We start from the raw sequence: 16,125 nt of genomic DNA, 5'->3' as shown, positions 1-16,125 counted from the left end.
AAAAAAGGCTGCATCGAAACAGTGTTTCAATACAGCCCTATGGGTTCGATTATTTGAAGAAACGTTTCAATGTTCCTAGTAAACCATGACTATGTTCTTGTACACCATCTGCAACGCTTTCTACTTCAAAGCCTGTACGTTCAATAGCTTTTGTAATAACATCAACAGATGCTTTTGCTGGATCAAAAGAAACAGTCGCTGTTTTCTCTGGCAAATTTACCTCTGCGCTCAAAACGCCAGGTAAACCAAGGGATGCACCTTCAACAGTTTCTTTACAGTTATTGCACATCATACCAGGTACAGTAAATACCTTTGTTACAACGCCATTATCTTCACCGCAACCACAATCTTTACACATAGTGATACCTCCTATTAATCATTAGATTCTTTATGTTTATCGTCGTTTTTAGCCCCTGCTGTTACGTCGATAGTAGTCGCCTTTTTAACGGCTTCTTTCGTTTCATCAACAGCTTTTTTAGGGCCCGAAATAGCATCTTTAAATTCATTGATGCCCTTACCAATAGCTTTACCTACTTCAGGTAATTTACCAGGTCCGAAGATAACTAAAGCGATCACTAATATAACTATTAATTCAGGTGTTCCTATAGATCCCATATGTATCTCCTTTATATTTACTAAAACTTACATCTTTTAGTGTACATCATTATAGGCTGCCTTGTCCACATACCAGGTCACAGCTTCTTGTGAAAGCACAGCACCAGGCAATGTACGACCAATGCGTTTTTCCCACGTTAAATCCTCGTAATCTTCGCGTTGGTATAATACCTTTGTCAATGCAGTTCGCTTGCTTTCACCAGTCACAGTAAACCAGACAGCATCAGATTTTGCTAGGAAAGAAAATGTCATAGAAATGCGTTCCCATACCTTGCCATCTTCAACGGCCACTACATCTTGATCAGCTACACGCAGTGCGTGAGAGCCTGCAAATAATCCTGCCGTATGACCATCCTCGCCTAAATCAAGCAACGCTAAATCAAGACCAGATTTTTTACATGCCTTTAGGACATTGCGAACCTCTTTTTCATATTCTTCAGCCGCTTCATGTACGGTTTTAGAATCCGTATTAATTGGCAAGAAATGAGCAGCCCCCTTTGCCTTGCATAGCAAATGAGGTTTTACGCGATTGAAGTAATTATCCTCATGCGCTTGTGGTAAGAAACGCTCATCAGTCCACAAGAAGAATATCCGTTCCCAATTAAGGCGCTCAATATATTCAGGAGAGTTAAGTAATTCTAACAAACCATTTATAACAGTACCCCCAGTAATACCAACGATGCACGTTTCAGTACGGCTAATTTCATCATTAGTAAAATCAATAAAATCCTCCGCCAATGCTTGGACTACATCACTAGGACCGTCATAACATTTAATTGTATCTTGAGCCATGTAATAATGACCTCCTAAAACTATTATAATAGTACTATTATATACACTTTTGCTTTTTTATAAAAGCAAAAACCGATGTAACTCAATATATAGAGCCACATCGGTTCGAATTATATTAGTAACTGCTTATAAAATACATGATATTTCAAAGAATTACAAGAGAATAATTATTATTTTTGACCAAATTTAGGGCGACGGCGTTCTGTGAAAGCTCGTACACCTTCCTTAAAGTCTTCAGAAAGACCTAAGGAGCATTGATTTTCTACTTCAAACTTCTTGTACTCTTCCCAGCCAGATAAGAAGCTATTCCACATCATTTCTTTCATAACGCGGTAAGATTGTGCAGGACCTTTTGCTAATTTCTCTACAAGACGTCTTGTAGCAGTTTCTAGATCTTCTAATTCACAAACTTTATATACAAAGCCAAGTTCTTTACCTTTTTCAGCAGAAACGGCTTCACCAGTCATAACGATATGCATAGCACGGTTCATACCAATGGAACGAGTTAACAAGAACAAACCACCTGCATCTGGAGCAAGACCTACGTTTACGAAAGCTTGGATAAAGCGTACATTGTTAGCCGCTACAACAAAGTCTGCAGCTAACGCCATGTTGAACGCCGCACCTGCTGCAGCGCCTTGAAGGCTCATGATAACAGGTTTAGGTAAGCGTTTCATAGCCATAGAAATTTGAGCTACGAGCTCAACGATTTCAAATAAAGACTCTGTATCACCATCGTTTACAGCGCGTTCCATTTCTGTTAAATCACCGCCAGCAGAGAATACCTTGCCTTCAGCATTGATGAGCAATGCACGAACACTATCATCATTATGTGCGTTATCTAAAACCTCAAGGATCTCCTTGCACATCTCGATATTAAAACCATTCGCCACTGTAGGGCGATTAAATGTCAACGTACCAATGCCGTTGTCCACTACGTATTGAATTGTATTATAAATCATATGAGTTCTCCTATATGAAAATCTGTTTTCGAAAAAATTCGATTATTATATATCTATTATAGGGGAATTAATTATAGATGTAAACGTAATCTTATAATCACAAAACAATACTATGTACCCTCTATCAACCCACGTTATTATAACAAACCTTTGGTGCGTAAGTATCGCTCAGCAACATCATGAGGTTTCTGTCCTTCCGATTCCACCTCATAGTTCATATATGACATATCCTGATCCGTAATCGTATGTGTCAATTTTAGTAATACCGCTTCTAGCTCAGGATGCTTCTTTAACACATCCATTCTAACGACATTACCACAAAGATACGACGGATATAAATGTTTATCGTCCTCAAGAACAACAATAGACGCATGGCTCAACTGACCGTCAGTAGTAAATATAGGCATAGCATCTACATGTCCGCTTTCAATAGCCTGATATTTCAAACCTATATCCATATCCTTCGTATCTTTAAAGTCCATGCCGTATACTCGCTGTAATCCCGAATACCCATCTTGGCGCCCGAAGAAATCATATTCCCCACCTAAAATCAACTGTGACGAAACCCTCGCTAAGTCTGAATATGTTTTTAAATTATATTTGTTAGCAATATCCTTACGTACAGCCATTCCATATGTATTATTGAAACCATACATACCGACCCATTTAAATTGATATGTATCCTCGTAAGCGCGCTGTAATTCATCAAATAAATTTTCACTATATTGCGTGTCTCGTTTTAGTACTGCATTCCAACCGGTGCCTGTATATTCAGGATAGATATCGAATTGACCGGACTCCATGGCCGGTTGAATATTTGAGGTTCCTCCGCCTACTCCGGCTGTTACTTCAACAGTTAAATCTGTATCTTGTTCAATAAGAAGTTTCAGCATATCGCCCAAAATCAACTGTTCTGTCATCGGTTTTGTAGCTACATGAATTACATTGGATTGTTGCGACGGCCACATAAACACACCAATGCCACCAATTATCACAATTGAGGATACAATACCAATACGTTTAAAAGTACGTTTGCAATGCCCTCTATATAGTATGATTTTCTCAAAAAAGCCCAATACACCATCCATAATCAATGCTAAAAAAGCAATTAGTAAACTGCCGGCTACAGTCATAGTCGTATTATTTGTAGTAATACCTCGATAAATAGCTACACCAAGACCTCCGGCACCAATAAATGATGCTACCCCAGTAAGCGCTATAGTCATAACTAGCATATTTCGTATACCGACCATGATTACTGGAAAGGCTAAAGGCAATTCAATATATCGTAAACGTTGTACACGAGATAACCCCAGTGATATAGCTGCTTCAATCATTTCCTTGTCAATACTGCTTAACCCAGTATATGTATTTCTCACCATCGGCAATAATGCATATATCACAAGAGCAATCACTGCCGTTGCGTTACCAATTCCTGAAAAGGGAATCAAAAATCCCAGCATGGATATGGATGGTATAGTATACAAGAAATTAATAACCATCATGGTCGGATTAACTGCTCGACGATACTCGTTAAGTAAAATACCCGCAACTACTCCTAGAATAATAGCAATTATACTAGAAAGCAAAGCTATGCCAATATGTTCCCATAATAGACCTGAGAAAAAGCTCCAATTCTCCACTAATAAATGATATATATTTTCTATCATACAACCCCCTATACACAGGTAAATATATTATGAAAGAACGACTACCTTTTTACCTGCATTCTTACCAGAATCAACATCACTGAATCCATCATAGAAAATATCACTCAAAGCATCACTGATTTCATTACCTTCAATCTCTTGTTCTCGTCCAAGAGTGGATACACTATAAATACGCTTTCTTTTATCATTACTATCATCATAACAGATAATTATTAGTGTCACCATAATCTAATCAACAAAAAACACCTGCAGACATTGTCTGCAGGTGTAATAACCTGTATTCCAAATATTAACGTTTGGAGAATTGGCTTGCTTTGCGGGCTTTTTTAAGACCGTATTTTTTACGTTCTTTCATACGTGGGTCACGAGTCAAGAAGCCAGCTTTTTTCAAAGATTGACGAAGTTCGCCATCTACGTCCAATAACGCACGGGAGATACCGTGACGAATTGCACCAGCTTGACCGGAAGGACCGCCACCAGCTACAGTTGCGATTACATCGTATTGTTCAACTGTGTTAGTCAAGTTCAAAGGTTGTTTTACGATCAATTCCAAAGTTTGGCGACCGAAATATTCATTAAGTTCACGTTTGTTAACAGTGATTTTACCTGTGCCCGGTACCAGACGAACTCTAGCAACGGAAGATTTTCTACGACCAGTGCCGTAATATTGTGCTACTGCCATTATATGTTCCTCCCTCTAGATTATCGTACGGAAATTTCTAATACTTCTGGTTTTTGAGCTGCATGTGGATGCTCAGGACCAGCGTATACGTTTAATTTACGGTATTGTTGTGCACCCAATTTATTTTTTGGAAGCATACCACGAACTGCCATTTCAACAACACGTTCAGGTTGTTTTTCAAGCATCATGGACAATTTAGTGAAACGGGAACCACCTGGGTAACCAGAGTGACGGAAGTATTCCTTTTGTTCCAATTTTTTACCAGTTACGCGAATTTTTTCTGCGTTTACAACGATCACATGGTCACCAGTGTCTACGTGTGGTGTGAAAGTTGGTTTATTTTTGCCCCGAAGAACTTTTGCAACTTCGGCAGCAAGGCGTCCTAAAGTTTTACCTTCAGCGTCAACAACATACCATTTCCGTTCAATTGTGTTCGGATTGGCCATAAATGTAGTTTTCATGCTGCATATCCTCCTAATAACGTCATAATTCTACCAAAATCAGCTTGTCCTTTGCTTCCGGGGCTAATGGAAACACGACTAAAGCTTACTCAAAATAGTATACAGATTTTGGTGTTCTATGTCAATTGTTTTTTACACTGTTATAGCCCTTTAACAGTGACATGTCATAAAGAAAAAACCACCCAATTCTGAGTGGTTTTCCCATAAGCGCCAAATTATTTGGAGTACAATTCGACGATAAGTGTTTCGTTAACTTCGATAGGAAGTTCTTCACGTTGAGGAAGACGAGTGAATGTAGCTTTGAAGCCTTCCAAGTCTTTTTCAATGTAAGGAAGTTCGAAAGAACGAAGTTCTTGGAAATTAGTTTTGAACATTTCGTTGTCGCGGGAAGCTTCACGAAGTTCAATAACATCACCTGGTTTACAGGAGTAGGATGGAATGTCTACACGACGACCATTTACCAAGATGTGACCATGGTTTACCATTTGACGAGCTTGACGAATGGAGTTACCGAAGCCGATGCGATATACAAGGTTATCAAGACGTTGTTCCAAAAGGATCAACATGTTTTGACCTGTAACACCTTGCATTTTTTTCGCTTTATCATAATAGCGTACGAACTGGCGTTCTAGCAAGTTGTAGTAAGCTTTAACTTTTTGTTTTTCTAATAATTGTGTGCCATACTCAGACATTTTTTTCTGACGTTGGTCTTTTTTGACGCGATTCAAGGCTTTTGCGTGACCGAATACGTTCACACCAAAGCGACGACAAAGTTTGAATCGAGCCTCTCTTCTCGTTGCCATGTGATTATCACCTCATAAGATTAATATAAACTTGTACCTACACATAAAGGTACTCATGTATAATATCATTTTCATTTACTTATGTCAATTAATGATAATTGTGAAACTTATTGAAATAAGTGCATAATAGCGAAATTATATTACACTTTTTTGCGATAATATTGCTCACTATATCGATTGTGCATGCTTCATCATATTTTATAGATTTAGATGAAAAAACAATTATAGTATGCTACAATATTAGTAAGAAAGGTAATAGGTATCATTGGAGTTTTATGTCAATATTGGGGGAATACTATGAAAGAGTTACCTACAATGCAAGAGCTACAAAGTTTTATTACCTATAATAAAACAGGAAGCTTTACATTAGCTGCACAATCTATGAACATTACACAATCAGCTTTCAGCGCTCAAATGAAAAAATTAGAGCGTCTAGTTGGTGTGAAATTAATTTCCCGCTCTACACGAGGTAGCCGTTTGACACCAGAAGGTGAATTATTCCTACCAGAAGCAGAACAAGTTCTCGACACATTGGAACGCGCTATTCAATCGATTCGTTTAGCCAGCAAGGTAGAACGTCCAATCTTAAATATTGGTGTATTGCGTAGTTTAGGGGACATTCGCCTTAACGGATATGTATCTCACTTCTTCCAAAATCACCCTGAGTTCTCTGTCAGCATTTATGACATGGAAGAAGAAGAGTTGATGCTCGACTTACGCGAAAATCGTATCGACATTGCCCTCCTCTACTTACCAAATAACAAGGATATGTCAGCATATGAATCTACAGCCCTTCGCGAGGACGAATTCGTATACTATGCACCAAACATCATCGATAATATGGAAGTTGCTAGCTTGAAAGCAATTCAACAACAACCATTACTTATGTATCCACCTAAGTACTTTATGTATCGCACATTGAAAAATTATGTTGGTAACGGTCAACAAAATCTACACATTAGAGGTAGCCGCTTATCTAACCCATATACAATGATCGACTACTGTCAAAAAAATAAATCAGGCTGCATCGTAGCACGCCAAATTCTAAATTCTTTAAATATCAATGATGGCTACATACCTTTAGAAAAACCATTTAAACTACAAGTGTGCTTCGCATTCAAGAAAAATAACTCTAAATCGGAAACAATGCATACCTTCATGGATTATGTACACAGCGAATCACCAGCTCGTTTATAAGAACGAAACAAACCCCGTACGCATATATGTGTACGGGGTTTTAATTTTATTATATCCTCTATTAATATCTATATTTAACATTTTTATCTTTTAATATCTTTGTCTTTTAACATTCTTTTCTTTACTACTAGTAACGATTCACCTTGGTCATTAAATAATTGCCCTCTCCGCTAACAAGTTGTACAATAGAGAATAGATTTCAATTAATACTGTGAGGTTATTATGCTCTTATCTATTTTCTTTTTTATATTAGCCGGTTTAGCTGAAATCGGTGGCGGCTATTTAGTATGGCTCTATATGCGCGACGATAAAAGCCCTATATATTTACTGGCTGGTGCTTTCATCCTGTTCTTATACGGCATTATCCCTACCTTCCAACCAGAAGCAAGCTTCGGTAAGGTTTATGCAGCCTACGGCGGCGTATTTATTGCCCTTTCTATCCTATGGGGCTGGCTCATCGATGGTTTACGACCAGACACATATGATATCATCGGCGGTCTCGTCTGCCTTGTGGGTGTTTATATCATCATGTACGCGCCGCGTTAATAGCTATTGTATTATATAACAAAAAGCGGTTATCCGAAGATAACCGCTTGCGTTGGTGGACGATGACAGGATCGAACTGCCGACATCCTGCTTGTAAGGCAGGCGCTCTCCCAGCTGAGCTAATCGTCCATGTGGTGACCCGTCCGGGAATCGAACCCGGGATACCGCCGTGAAAGGGCGGTGTCTTAACCGCTTGACCAACGGGCCATATGAAATTGGCTCCTCGAGTAGGACTCGAACCTACGACCGATCGGTTAACAGCCGATTGCTCTACCAACTGAGCTATCGAGGAATATTAATGGAGCGGGAAACGAGATTCGAACTCGCGACCCCCGCCTTGGCAAGGCGGTGCTCTACCGCTGAGCTATTCCCGCATGTGGTGGACGATGACAGGATCGAACTGCCGACATCCTGCTTGTAAGGCAGGCGCTCTCCCAGCTGAGCTAATCGTCCATATGTGGTGACCCGTCCGGGAATCGAACCCGGGATACCGCCGTGAAAGGGCGGTGTCTTAACCGCTTGACCAACGGGCCAGAATGGTGACTCACCCGCGACTCGAACGCGGGACACCCTGATTAAAAGTCAGGTGCTCTGCCAACTGAGCTAGTGAGTCATAAATGGCTCCTCGAGTAGGACTCGAACCTACGACCGATCGGTTAACAGCCGATTGCTCTACCAACTGAGCTATCGAGGAATGTATGGAGCGGGAAACGAGATTCGAACTCGCGACCCCCGCCTTGGCAAGGCGGTGCTCTACCGCTGAGCTATTCCCGCATACAGAACCGATAATTAATATAACATAATCATCAATCTGTCGTCAAGAAGAATTTAAGTCTGTCCTGACTGCCCTATAATAATATCAATTTACACATATAGTGTCAATGGTTTTTCCATGAAAATCTCAGTTAATTTTGCATAATTGAGCATAAAACATATAAAAAGAGGGATTTAATATTCCCTCTTTTATATAGATTACTCTTTATTCTTTTGTCTACCTTTACCGGCACCATCTTCTGCCGCTTTTACTTCAGCTTCAACGAAGGTTTTCATATCATTTAACATATGCATAGATGCATTGATAATAGATAGACCCATGGTCGAACCCAATGCTTCATCAATTTGTAAATTGTAGTGTAAACATGGTTTTATTCCAAGGAATCGGCATTGTTCCTTATGAATTGGTTCCTCATAGGCAGCCGATGGGAATACATAGTCTTTTACCAATGGTTCAATGGTAACAGCAGCCAATACAGCAGCACCTGTTACAGCATTGTCAAAAACGATAGCCATACGATGACTGGCAGCACCTAAAATAAAGCCTGTTAAAAATGCAATATCTAAGCCGCCTGCAATATGAAGCAAATGCAATACCGCATCACGGCGCTCGCTTTCACTCAAAGCAGACCAATCATCAACAGCGATATCAAAGCGATCTACAAAGGAATGAATATGAGCAGCCCGTTGCTCTACCGTAGGTCCACATTCAGTATGAACAAGAATATCATCATAGGCACAGCCCGTAATTGTAGCCGTCGTTACGAGGGAGTCAAGGAACGCCCTCTCCCCTATGTTGCCAATAGCGACCACTTGTAATCCATCAGCATGTAGTTTATCAGCATAGGTAAAGCCAAGCTCTAGAGCTCTCTCTAGTTCATCTTGAGAAATGACAGGTTCTACACCAAAGAAATGAGATCCTTTACGAATGACTTGTTGATCAATATATTCTAGATTACTAGTATCTTGCTCAAGACCTACATTTACAACATGTACGTCTGCATTTAACTTAAATGCCGCCCCCTGCGTAGCCGTTCTACCTTCATTGAAACGCTTGATAGCGGCGTAGCTTTCACTACCATGCTGACTATTTTGAGGACCATCTACCAAGTGGTCCGACGCCACCACAAGTACGCCATATCGCAAATGATTTGGTTGAGGTTCTGCCAGAATGCCTGCAAAACGCTCAGCTATTAACTCTAATGTTGCAAGGCTATAAATAGGTTTTGTTAAATTATCGATACGTAATCGGCATGCTTCCATGGATGGCGCATGTAATGGTTCAATTGTAAAAGTTCTCATGCCTTACCTCCTGTAACAGCCAAATACATATGAACGGCAAGATCTAGCATTCCCATTTGAATGGAGCCACCAGAGGCCTCACCGAGACATAGACCTAAATCAACATAGGCTTCAAGGCCTAAATTTTCTAAAGAGGATTTAGCCGCTTTTTCAGCTGATAAATGAGATGCCATTACATAATCCATCGCCTGTGGAACTAATGTTTTAGCAACCAATGCACAAGCAGATGTATTAAAACCATCAATAATAACAAGTGCATTATTCGCTGCAGCACCTAGAATAACACCTACGATACATGTAAATTCAAAGCCGCCCACAGAGGATAAAATTCCGATTGCATCATCTTTCGGAATATTTTTATATTTTTCTAATACATCATGCACAATGCGTTGCTTTAATTTTAGACGCTCATCAGAAATATTAGTGCCTCGCCCTGTAGCTTCCTCTGCAGTGAGTCCTGCAAACTTGGCAGTCATAAGAGCACTAGCAGTAGTATTGGAAATGCCCATTTCCCCTACTAAGAAAACATTAAAGCCTTCGTCGATTTTCTCTTTTACAAGGCGGATACCTGTTTCAATGCCTTCAATGGCTTGTTCACGTGTCATGGCCGGTTCTTCAACAAAGTTTTTTGTGCCCATACCAAGTTTATGACTACGGAGTCCTGGTACCCAGCTCATATCTGCATCAATGCCCATATCGATGACTTCCATTTGAGCACCACAGTAATTAGCTAACGAATTGGCACCCGCCCCTTTAGGAATTAAGTAGTTTTGTGTCATTCCAATAGTTGTTTCCTTTGGATACGCACTGACACCCATATCAGCAACACCATGATCTGCAGAGGCAATAATCATGCATGGCTTAGGAATTGTAACAGGATCTTGATTGGTAGCTGCCCCATATTGAGCTACCACATTTACAAGTCGACCATATTGCTCTACAGGTGATGCTGTATTCCAACTATCAATTATATGTTGTTCAATCTCATGACTGCGACCTCTAATAGCGTCACAAGTTTCTTGTAACAAACTCATGGTATCTCCTTAACTAAATAATATGTTAAATGTATATTCTTTACGAACCCTAGTATACACATTATACTGCATAAACCGCGTTGCTTCAGCTACATAAATATACATCAAGTTCAAATGAATGTTAATTATTCATTGTTAGTATTCTATGAGTGCTAATCAATGTATAGCCTTAGCTAATAATTATTTATCATTAGCTATTCTTTATTTGTCCTGTTAAATATGGTAATTTACCGCGAATTTCTCTTCCTCGTTCAAGATAGGATTCTAAAGCTTGACCTTCATCTTCTTGTAAAAGTATCTCTTTTACCCGTTTGATTTCGGATTCAATCTGTGAAAGACCTTCAATTACATTGTGTCTATTACCGTAAATGATTTCACGCCACATAGATGGCAAACCACCGGCAACACGTGTACAATCTCTAAAGCCTCCTGCAGATAATTTCATGCGCAACTCGCCTAATTCATCACCACCGGAAACTTGAGTTAAAATAGATGCCAATAAATGTGGCATATGACTCACCATAGCTAAATACGCGTCGTGAGCATAGATATCGACGAATTCAATACGTGATCCTACAGCGCGTCCCATTTCAGCTAGCTCTTGAGCTACTTCTTCACTATATACATCAGAGGCCTTATCCTCTAGTACAATCCAACCCATACCTTTAAATAGGTTTTTATGAGACACTTCATAGCCACCCTTTTCAGAGCCAGCCATAGGATGGACAGACACAAAAATAGTTCCTTTCGGAATGGATCTGTATACAGCTCGTACAAAGTTTTCCTTTGCACTAGACACATCCGTCACCACTTGTCCTGGTCTGAAGAGATGTGCCGTTTCTGTAAATAGTCTTGCATTTGTATCCGGTGGCAATGAAAATACGACAATATCAGAATTATCAATCAATGGTTCTACCTCAGTCCAAGCAGTTTTCACAACACCATCTTGAATAGCCGCATCACAAACCTCTTGGCGACGAGCATAGCCTACCACCTCATAATCGGTATAGGCCTTTAAAGCCTTCGCCAACGAACCACCTAGTAAACCTAAGCCAATAATGCCTACCGTCTTACTCATATAAACCTACTTTCACAAATAATTAGCCTTACACTCTCTAATGTAAGGCTAACTATATCTACAAACTACTAAATATATATTGAAATCGTGTAAATATAAGACTATGCCTCTATGAGACGTCTATTTTTCCACTTCCCACTATACCAGCGATATACAAATAATAAACCTCGTAAAATTTCATCTACCGCCATGGCAATCCATATACCTACGAGGCCCCATCCCCAGTAAATACCAAACAGGTAGGACAATGGTACAGCACATAGCCACATGCCAAAGACACCCACGAGCATCGGCGTCCGAATATCCCCTGCCGCCTGTAAACAGCTAACCATAACAATATTAACGGCGCGTCCTAATTCAAGGAAAATCTCAACCAATAATACATTATGCGCTAATGATAGGATTTCTGGATCCGTAGTAAATATGGATAGTACAATATCACTGGTACTATAAAAGAACGTAGCCAGACCTACACTAATGGCAATGGCTAACAACATAGAATGCCATACGCGATTTGTCACCTCAGCTTGTCGTTTAGCTCCCATCAGGTATCCCACAATAACTTGAGATGCATTTGCTAACGCTATTGTATATACATAGCAAAGCATGGCAATAACCGATACATACACCTTTGTATTAATAACAGCTAGCCCAAAGATGTTGACCATTTTCATAATCGTTGTCTGAGATAACTGATAACTTAAGGTTTCACCACCAGAAGGAACACTGATATGCAATAAAGACTTAATCGTATGCCACGGGAATGGTTTTAAAAATTTGAAGCTCACCTCTAAAGTAAGCAATCTCTTAAATGTATAGCCGATAATTACGAGTCCAACCACCTTAGATAACCATGTAGAAATTGATACCCCTAGTACACCAAGGCTTGGTATGGGACCATGACCAAATATTAATACATAGTTAGTTGTGATATGGATAACATTCATAACTAACGCGATATACATGGTAACACGCGTTAATGAATGGCCTCTAAATACGGCAACCAGCGCATAATACATAGCCTGAATTGGTAATCCTGCAGCCACAATGGTCGTATATATCGACGTATCACTCATTGTTTCGGTAGGTACACCTAACCATGTAAAAATCCATTCATGACAGGTAATAAAGAATACGGCCGCAACAGATGAAAATAAGAAGTTCAACACCAAACTGACCGTACATACCTCTGATAACTTCGACTGATTCCGAGCCCCTAAATATTGAGCTATCAAAATCGTCGTAGCTGTGCTCATTACAATGATGAGCATAATAAATATATTTAGAATTTGATTGGCATTAGCCACAGCTGCTACCGCTTGAGGAGAGTAATGGCTCATCATCACTTGGTCTATATTACCTACTAACAGCTGTAGGAACACTTCGATAAATATAGGCCAACTCAAAGTCCAGATAGATAAGCTAATCCCTTTTTCATAAGACTTCATAGAATCTCCTTCATATTCTAATGCCAAACTTTTTTACACACTAGAAGAAAACGCCCTTAGATTTTTCTTTAGTTTCTTGATCTGCAATAAATGGAATTCTTGTAGTTCTACCTTCTTTTGCAGCTACAATCTTTTTAAATGGGAATTCAAAGATTTCTCTATTCCAAGTATTTACAGCATCATTATACAACGTTCTAGCTGCCGTAATTTCTTTTTGTAAGTAAGAATTTTGTTGCATTGCATCACGAATTGTATCTTGGCTTTGTAATTCAGGATAATTTTCTATAGCTACGTTGAGGGCTCTTGTAGCCTTGTTAAGTTGTGCATTCACATCACTTCTAGATTCTTCAGAGAAATTACCACTTCTATACTTAGCAATGTCTACAAGGATATCCTTATCAACTTCAATAGATTTTTCCACAAGTTTAGCCGCATTAGAAAGAATCACAACACGTTGCTCCATATAGTTATCAATTTCAGATGCAGCATTTTGAATTCTTTGTTCCATCATATTAAACTCTGAGCTAATTTGTTTTAATCGCCACCATGGATAAATCAATACAATGGCGCCAATAATAGATACTAGATACTTGTCTATAACTATGCCTAAAACGATACCGATAACACCAACTGCCATAAGGATCGTTGGAAGAAGTTTTTCAAAGCCACTAGTTTCAACAGGGATTACCTTAGCGATAACATGCACATCTCTGCCTTCAGACATAATTTCCGGATTCATTTCGTCGAGTTGGTTAGCCATTTTGAGTACCTCCAAATTCTTTGTAAATAGTATTTAATAAATCGTCGAGAGACTGATTTTGTCGATATAGTTTACCTGCCATAAAGTGATCGTATGCAAAAGACCTATCTCTATTATTTTCAGATTTTTGATACTGATCTAGACCTTTAATATGATTAAAATCCTCTCCAGCAGATTTAATTTCTGAAACCTCTATAAATTCGTGTTTTGTAACAGGAACATACTCGTCCCAGCGGACTGGAACATAATAGGTTCTACCATTACCAGCTCGTACAGGTACTTGATCTACGTGTTCGATGGCCCTATAAGAATAGGCATCTACCTTAATTACCTCAGAGTCACCTTCATTTTTATGGTGGCTAGTCTTAAGAATTGTTTTTACATTATTTCGCTGAGCCGCATCAGGAGGAACAAATAAATTAAGTCCCATTTTATTTGCTAGCATTTCCGTAATGTAATCATTATATTTAAAATTATAAGACTTACTATAAATATAATCATTAGAAGCCATTTGTTGATACACAGGTATTGCTAAAATTGGCAAGAACGAGAAATACATGTGATCAAAGTAACTGCAGTTGTAATTAATGAACTTCTCTTTTATCTTTTGGAATGAAAAATCATAATACTGGGATGGTGATGTATCAAAGTCCCAATTTTGAGAGTTGTCAGCTTTAATCTCATTAATTTTGCATTCTTTGTTAAATACAAAGTCATCTCCGTGTGGGGAGTTTTCAAAAATATCCTTATAGTTGTTTTGTGCTAATGGCGTAAATAGTACGCGGAACTCAACCTCATTGTTACGATCTAATGCATTAAATTGTGCATCGAACTCTTCATTAGCTAGAGCTTGGAAACTTCCACCATTCTCCACTGAGTCCTGACCCATCTTTCTAAGGCTAGCTATTCCTTTAGCTAATCGACTCTTGGCACCACCAAAATTAAAGAATCCTGTTTCCGGCGGTTTTCTATGGAATGTTAAGTTAGGTGCCGCATGATTACCATACACTAAGGACACTCTATTAGCATAATACGGACCTGGTTGTCTTATAACGGCCCGTAGTGTTTCGTTAACATCACGAGTTTTTAGATTACCATTGGAATCAACATACTCTTCTGTATACGTAACATCTAAAGTACCCTCATACGTATAATCATCCATCCAGTGGATTATGCGTTTCATAAAAACAAAGGGATTTCCTAAGATATCACCAGATGCAATATCTAATGTGGAATGATTTACATCACCTTTTTCCAAAAATCCATAATCTTTAACGAGCTGTTCATAACGTTCAATATTAAAGTTTGAATCCAAATGAATAAAGGGAATCGCCTTTTTTAAGAGTTCACTAGTCATTTCACTATGAAATAGATTATTCAAGGGAGCCATCATCTCATAACCTTCTTGGCGCATTTTAGCTAATGTCGCATCTAGGTCATTAAGCTTTTCCTCAAGGCTCTTACAATTAGGCTTAATCCAGTAAAAGTATAAGCCTATACAGAGAGCTAGGACCGCAATGCAAACAATAAGCGATACAATATCTACGCGTTCTTGTGAAAACTGATAAACACCATAAATAATAGCGCCTATACCGATTACAAAATCAACCTTTTTGATAATGCCAAATCGTTTATATGATGTATTCGATTGGTCCCGATTTTCTGATACAGCAGTATACTTATCTATTAATACTTTGTTGTTATCTATATCAATCTTTGATTGATCTACTAATTGTTGAAAGTACTCTTCGGTTACTTGTTGAAATGCGTCCTTTAACTCTTCCCGATAATACTTAAGTGGCTCTAGTAATGATTCATTATATTCATTCGACACGTTACTCATTCCCTCTCCTTAATGAATCGCATAGTAAATGATACTTCTATACGTTTCCATTATGCCTCATATTCTGAAATAATAGCCTCTTATACTTATAAGCTTTCAAATTTTACTTAATTATAAATATCCTAAATTATAAATTAGTATATCAATTAAGAAAACCG

Annotated in this window: 17 protein-coding genes and 9 tRNA genes; 2 read left to right on the top strand and 24 right to left on the bottom strand. The window is 38.8% G+C overall.

Annotated features, from left to right (window positions below; translation table 11 throughout):
* Window positions 1-49 precede the first annotated feature (49 nt).
* The 9 genes from KH109_RS06790 to rpsD all read right to left on the bottom strand — a co-directional run bounded on the left by KH109_RS06790 (window position 50) and on the right by rpsD (window position 5,985).
* Window positions 50-358, bottom strand: coding sequence for a heavy metal-associated domain-containing protein (locus tag KH109_RS06790; protein WP_024066643.1), 309 nt, complete (start codon window positions 356-358; stop codon window positions 50-52).
* Window positions 359-372: 14 nt separating this feature from the next.
* Window positions 373-615, bottom strand: coding sequence for a twin-arginine translocase TatA/TatE family subunit (locus KH109_RS06785; RefSeq protein ID WP_024066642.1), 243 nt, complete (start codon window positions 613-615; stop codon window positions 373-375).
* 36 nt (window positions 616-651) lie between these two features.
* Complete coding sequence (gene pgl / locus KH109_RS06780) at window positions 652-1,407, bottom strand: 6-phosphogluconolactonase (protein WP_060923795.1); 756 nt, start codon at window positions 1,405-1,407, stop codon at window positions 652-654.
* A gap of 170 nt (window positions 1,408-1,577) precedes the next feature.
* On the bottom strand, window positions 1,578-2,369 hold the full coding sequence (locus tag KH109_RS06775) for an enoyl-CoA hydratase (protein ID WP_227283217.1): 792 nt from the start codon (window positions 2,367-2,369) through the stop codon (window positions 1,578-1,580).
* 137 nt (window positions 2,370-2,506) lie between these two features.
* Window positions 2,507-4,039 (bottom strand): glycine betaine ABC transporter substrate-binding protein, encoded by a 1,533-nt coding sequence (locus KH109_RS06770; RefSeq protein WP_295217022.1) that lies wholly within the window; start codon window positions 4,037-4,039, stop codon window positions 2,507-2,509.
* Between the two features lie 27 nt (window positions 4,040-4,066).
* Window positions 4,067-4,264: a hypothetical protein gene (locus KH109_RS06765; protein WP_295217020.1), complete on the bottom strand. Its 198-nt coding sequence runs from the start codon at window positions 4,262-4,264 to the stop codon at window positions 4,067-4,069.
* Window positions 4,265-4,328: 64 nt separating this feature from the next.
* A complete protein-coding gene (gene rpsI, locus KH109_RS06760) occupies window positions 4,329-4,721 on the bottom strand; it encodes a 30S ribosomal protein S9 (protein WP_005377846.1) in 393 nt (130 codons plus the stop codon).
* A gap of 20 nt (window positions 4,722-4,741) precedes the next feature.
* Window positions 4,742-5,182 (bottom strand): 50S ribosomal protein L13, encoded by a 441-nt coding sequence (gene rplM / locus KH109_RS06755; RefSeq protein WP_005381375.1) that lies wholly within the window; start codon window positions 5,180-5,182, stop codon window positions 4,742-4,744.
* Window positions 5,183-5,397: 215 nt separating this feature from the next.
* Window positions 5,398-5,985 (bottom strand): 30S ribosomal protein S4, encoded by a 588-nt coding sequence (rpsD, locus tag KH109_RS06750; protein ID WP_005377187.1) that lies wholly within the window; start codon window positions 5,983-5,985, stop codon window positions 5,398-5,400.
* Window positions 5,986-6,282: 297 nt separating this feature from the next.
* On the opposite strand from rpsD, the gene KH109_RS06745 reads away from it, so the two are divergent.
* Window positions 6,283-7,182, top strand: coding sequence for a LysR family transcriptional regulator (locus tag KH109_RS06745; RefSeq protein ID WP_060923797.1), 900 nt, complete (start codon window positions 6,283-6,285; stop codon window positions 7,180-7,182).
* A 222-nt stretch (window positions 7,183-7,404) separates the two neighbouring features.
* Window positions 7,405-7,728: a YnfA family protein gene (locus KH109_RS06740; RefSeq protein WP_295217017.1), complete on the top strand. Its 324-nt coding sequence runs from the start codon at window positions 7,405-7,407 to the stop codon at window positions 7,726-7,728.
* Between the two features lie 53 nt (window positions 7,729-7,781).
* Here the strand turns inward: KH109_RS06740 and KH109_RS06735 are convergent.
* The 15 genes from KH109_RS06735 to KH109_RS06665 form a co-directional block, all read right to left on the bottom strand.
* A tRNA-Val gene (locus KH109_RS06735) sits at window positions 7,782-7,857 on the bottom strand.
* Between the two features lie 3 nt (window positions 7,858-7,860).
* Window positions 7,861-7,935, bottom strand: a tRNA-Glu gene (locus KH109_RS06730).
* Window positions 7,936-7,944: 9 nt separating this feature from the next.
* Window positions 7,945-8,020, bottom strand: a tRNA-Asn gene (locus tag KH109_RS06725).
* Between the two features lie 7 nt (window positions 8,021-8,027).
* Window positions 8,028-8,102: transfer RNA gene (locus KH109_RS06720), tRNA-Gly, on the bottom strand.
* A 3-nt stretch (window positions 8,103-8,105) separates the two neighbouring features.
* A tRNA-Val gene (locus KH109_RS06715) sits at window positions 8,106-8,181 on the bottom strand.
* A 5-nt stretch (window positions 8,182-8,186) separates the two neighbouring features.
* A tRNA-Glu gene (locus KH109_RS06710) sits at window positions 8,187-8,261 on the bottom strand.
* A 4-nt stretch (window positions 8,262-8,265) separates the two neighbouring features.
* Window positions 8,266-8,341: transfer RNA gene (locus tag KH109_RS06705), tRNA-Lys, on the bottom strand.
* A gap of 5 nt (window positions 8,342-8,346) precedes the next feature.
* Window positions 8,347-8,422, bottom strand: a tRNA-Asn gene (locus KH109_RS06700).
* 5 nt (window positions 8,423-8,427) lie between these two features.
* Window positions 8,428-8,502, bottom strand: a tRNA-Gly gene (locus KH109_RS06695).
* A 198-nt stretch (window positions 8,503-8,700) separates the two neighbouring features.
* Window positions 8,701-9,804, bottom strand: coding sequence for a nicotinate-nucleotide--dimethylbenzimidazole phosphoribosyltransferase (locus KH109_RS06690; RefSeq protein ID WP_295217014.1), 1,104 nt, complete (start codon window positions 9,802-9,804; stop codon window positions 8,701-8,703).
* Window positions 9,801-10,838, bottom strand: coding sequence for a nicotinate-nucleotide--dimethylbenzimidazole phosphoribosyltransferase (locus KH109_RS06685; RefSeq protein WP_295217012.1), 1,038 nt, complete (start codon window positions 10,836-10,838; stop codon window positions 9,801-9,803). The genes KH109_RS06690 and KH109_RS06685 overlap by 4 nt, the downstream gene beginning before the upstream one ends.
* Before the next feature lie 190 nt (window positions 10,839-11,028).
* Window positions 11,029-11,916: a prephenate dehydrogenase/arogenate dehydrogenase family protein gene (locus KH109_RS06680; protein WP_295217010.1), complete on the bottom strand. Its 888-nt coding sequence runs from the start codon at window positions 11,914-11,916 to the stop codon at window positions 11,029-11,031.
* Window positions 11,917-12,017: 101 nt separating this feature from the next.
* Window positions 12,018-13,364, bottom strand: coding sequence for an MATE family efflux transporter (locus tag KH109_RS06675; protein ID WP_295217007.1), 1,347 nt, complete (start codon window positions 13,362-13,364; stop codon window positions 12,018-12,020).
* Window positions 13,365-13,404: 40 nt separating this feature from the next.
* The gene (locus KH109_RS06670; RefSeq protein WP_105089697.1) at window positions 13,405-14,124 is read right to left on the bottom strand and encodes a LemA family protein; all 720 of its coding nucleotides are present in this window, start codon (window positions 14,122-14,124) and stop codon (window positions 13,405-13,407) included.
* Complete coding sequence (locus KH109_RS06665; protein WP_295217002.1) at window positions 14,117-15,967, bottom strand: MAG1210 family protein; 1,851 nt, start codon at window positions 15,965-15,967, stop codon at window positions 14,117-14,119. The genes KH109_RS06670 and KH109_RS06665 overlap by 8 nt, the downstream gene beginning before the upstream one ends.
* Window positions 15,968-16,125 lie beyond the last annotated feature (158 nt).

This window comes from Veillonella sp. (genome assembly GCF_018381775.1).
Lineage (GTDB): Bacteria > Bacillota > Negativicutes > Veillonellales > Veillonellaceae > Veillonella.
Note: the sequence above shows the minus strand (reverse complement) of the source record. Positions and strands in the feature narration are given on the sequence as shown.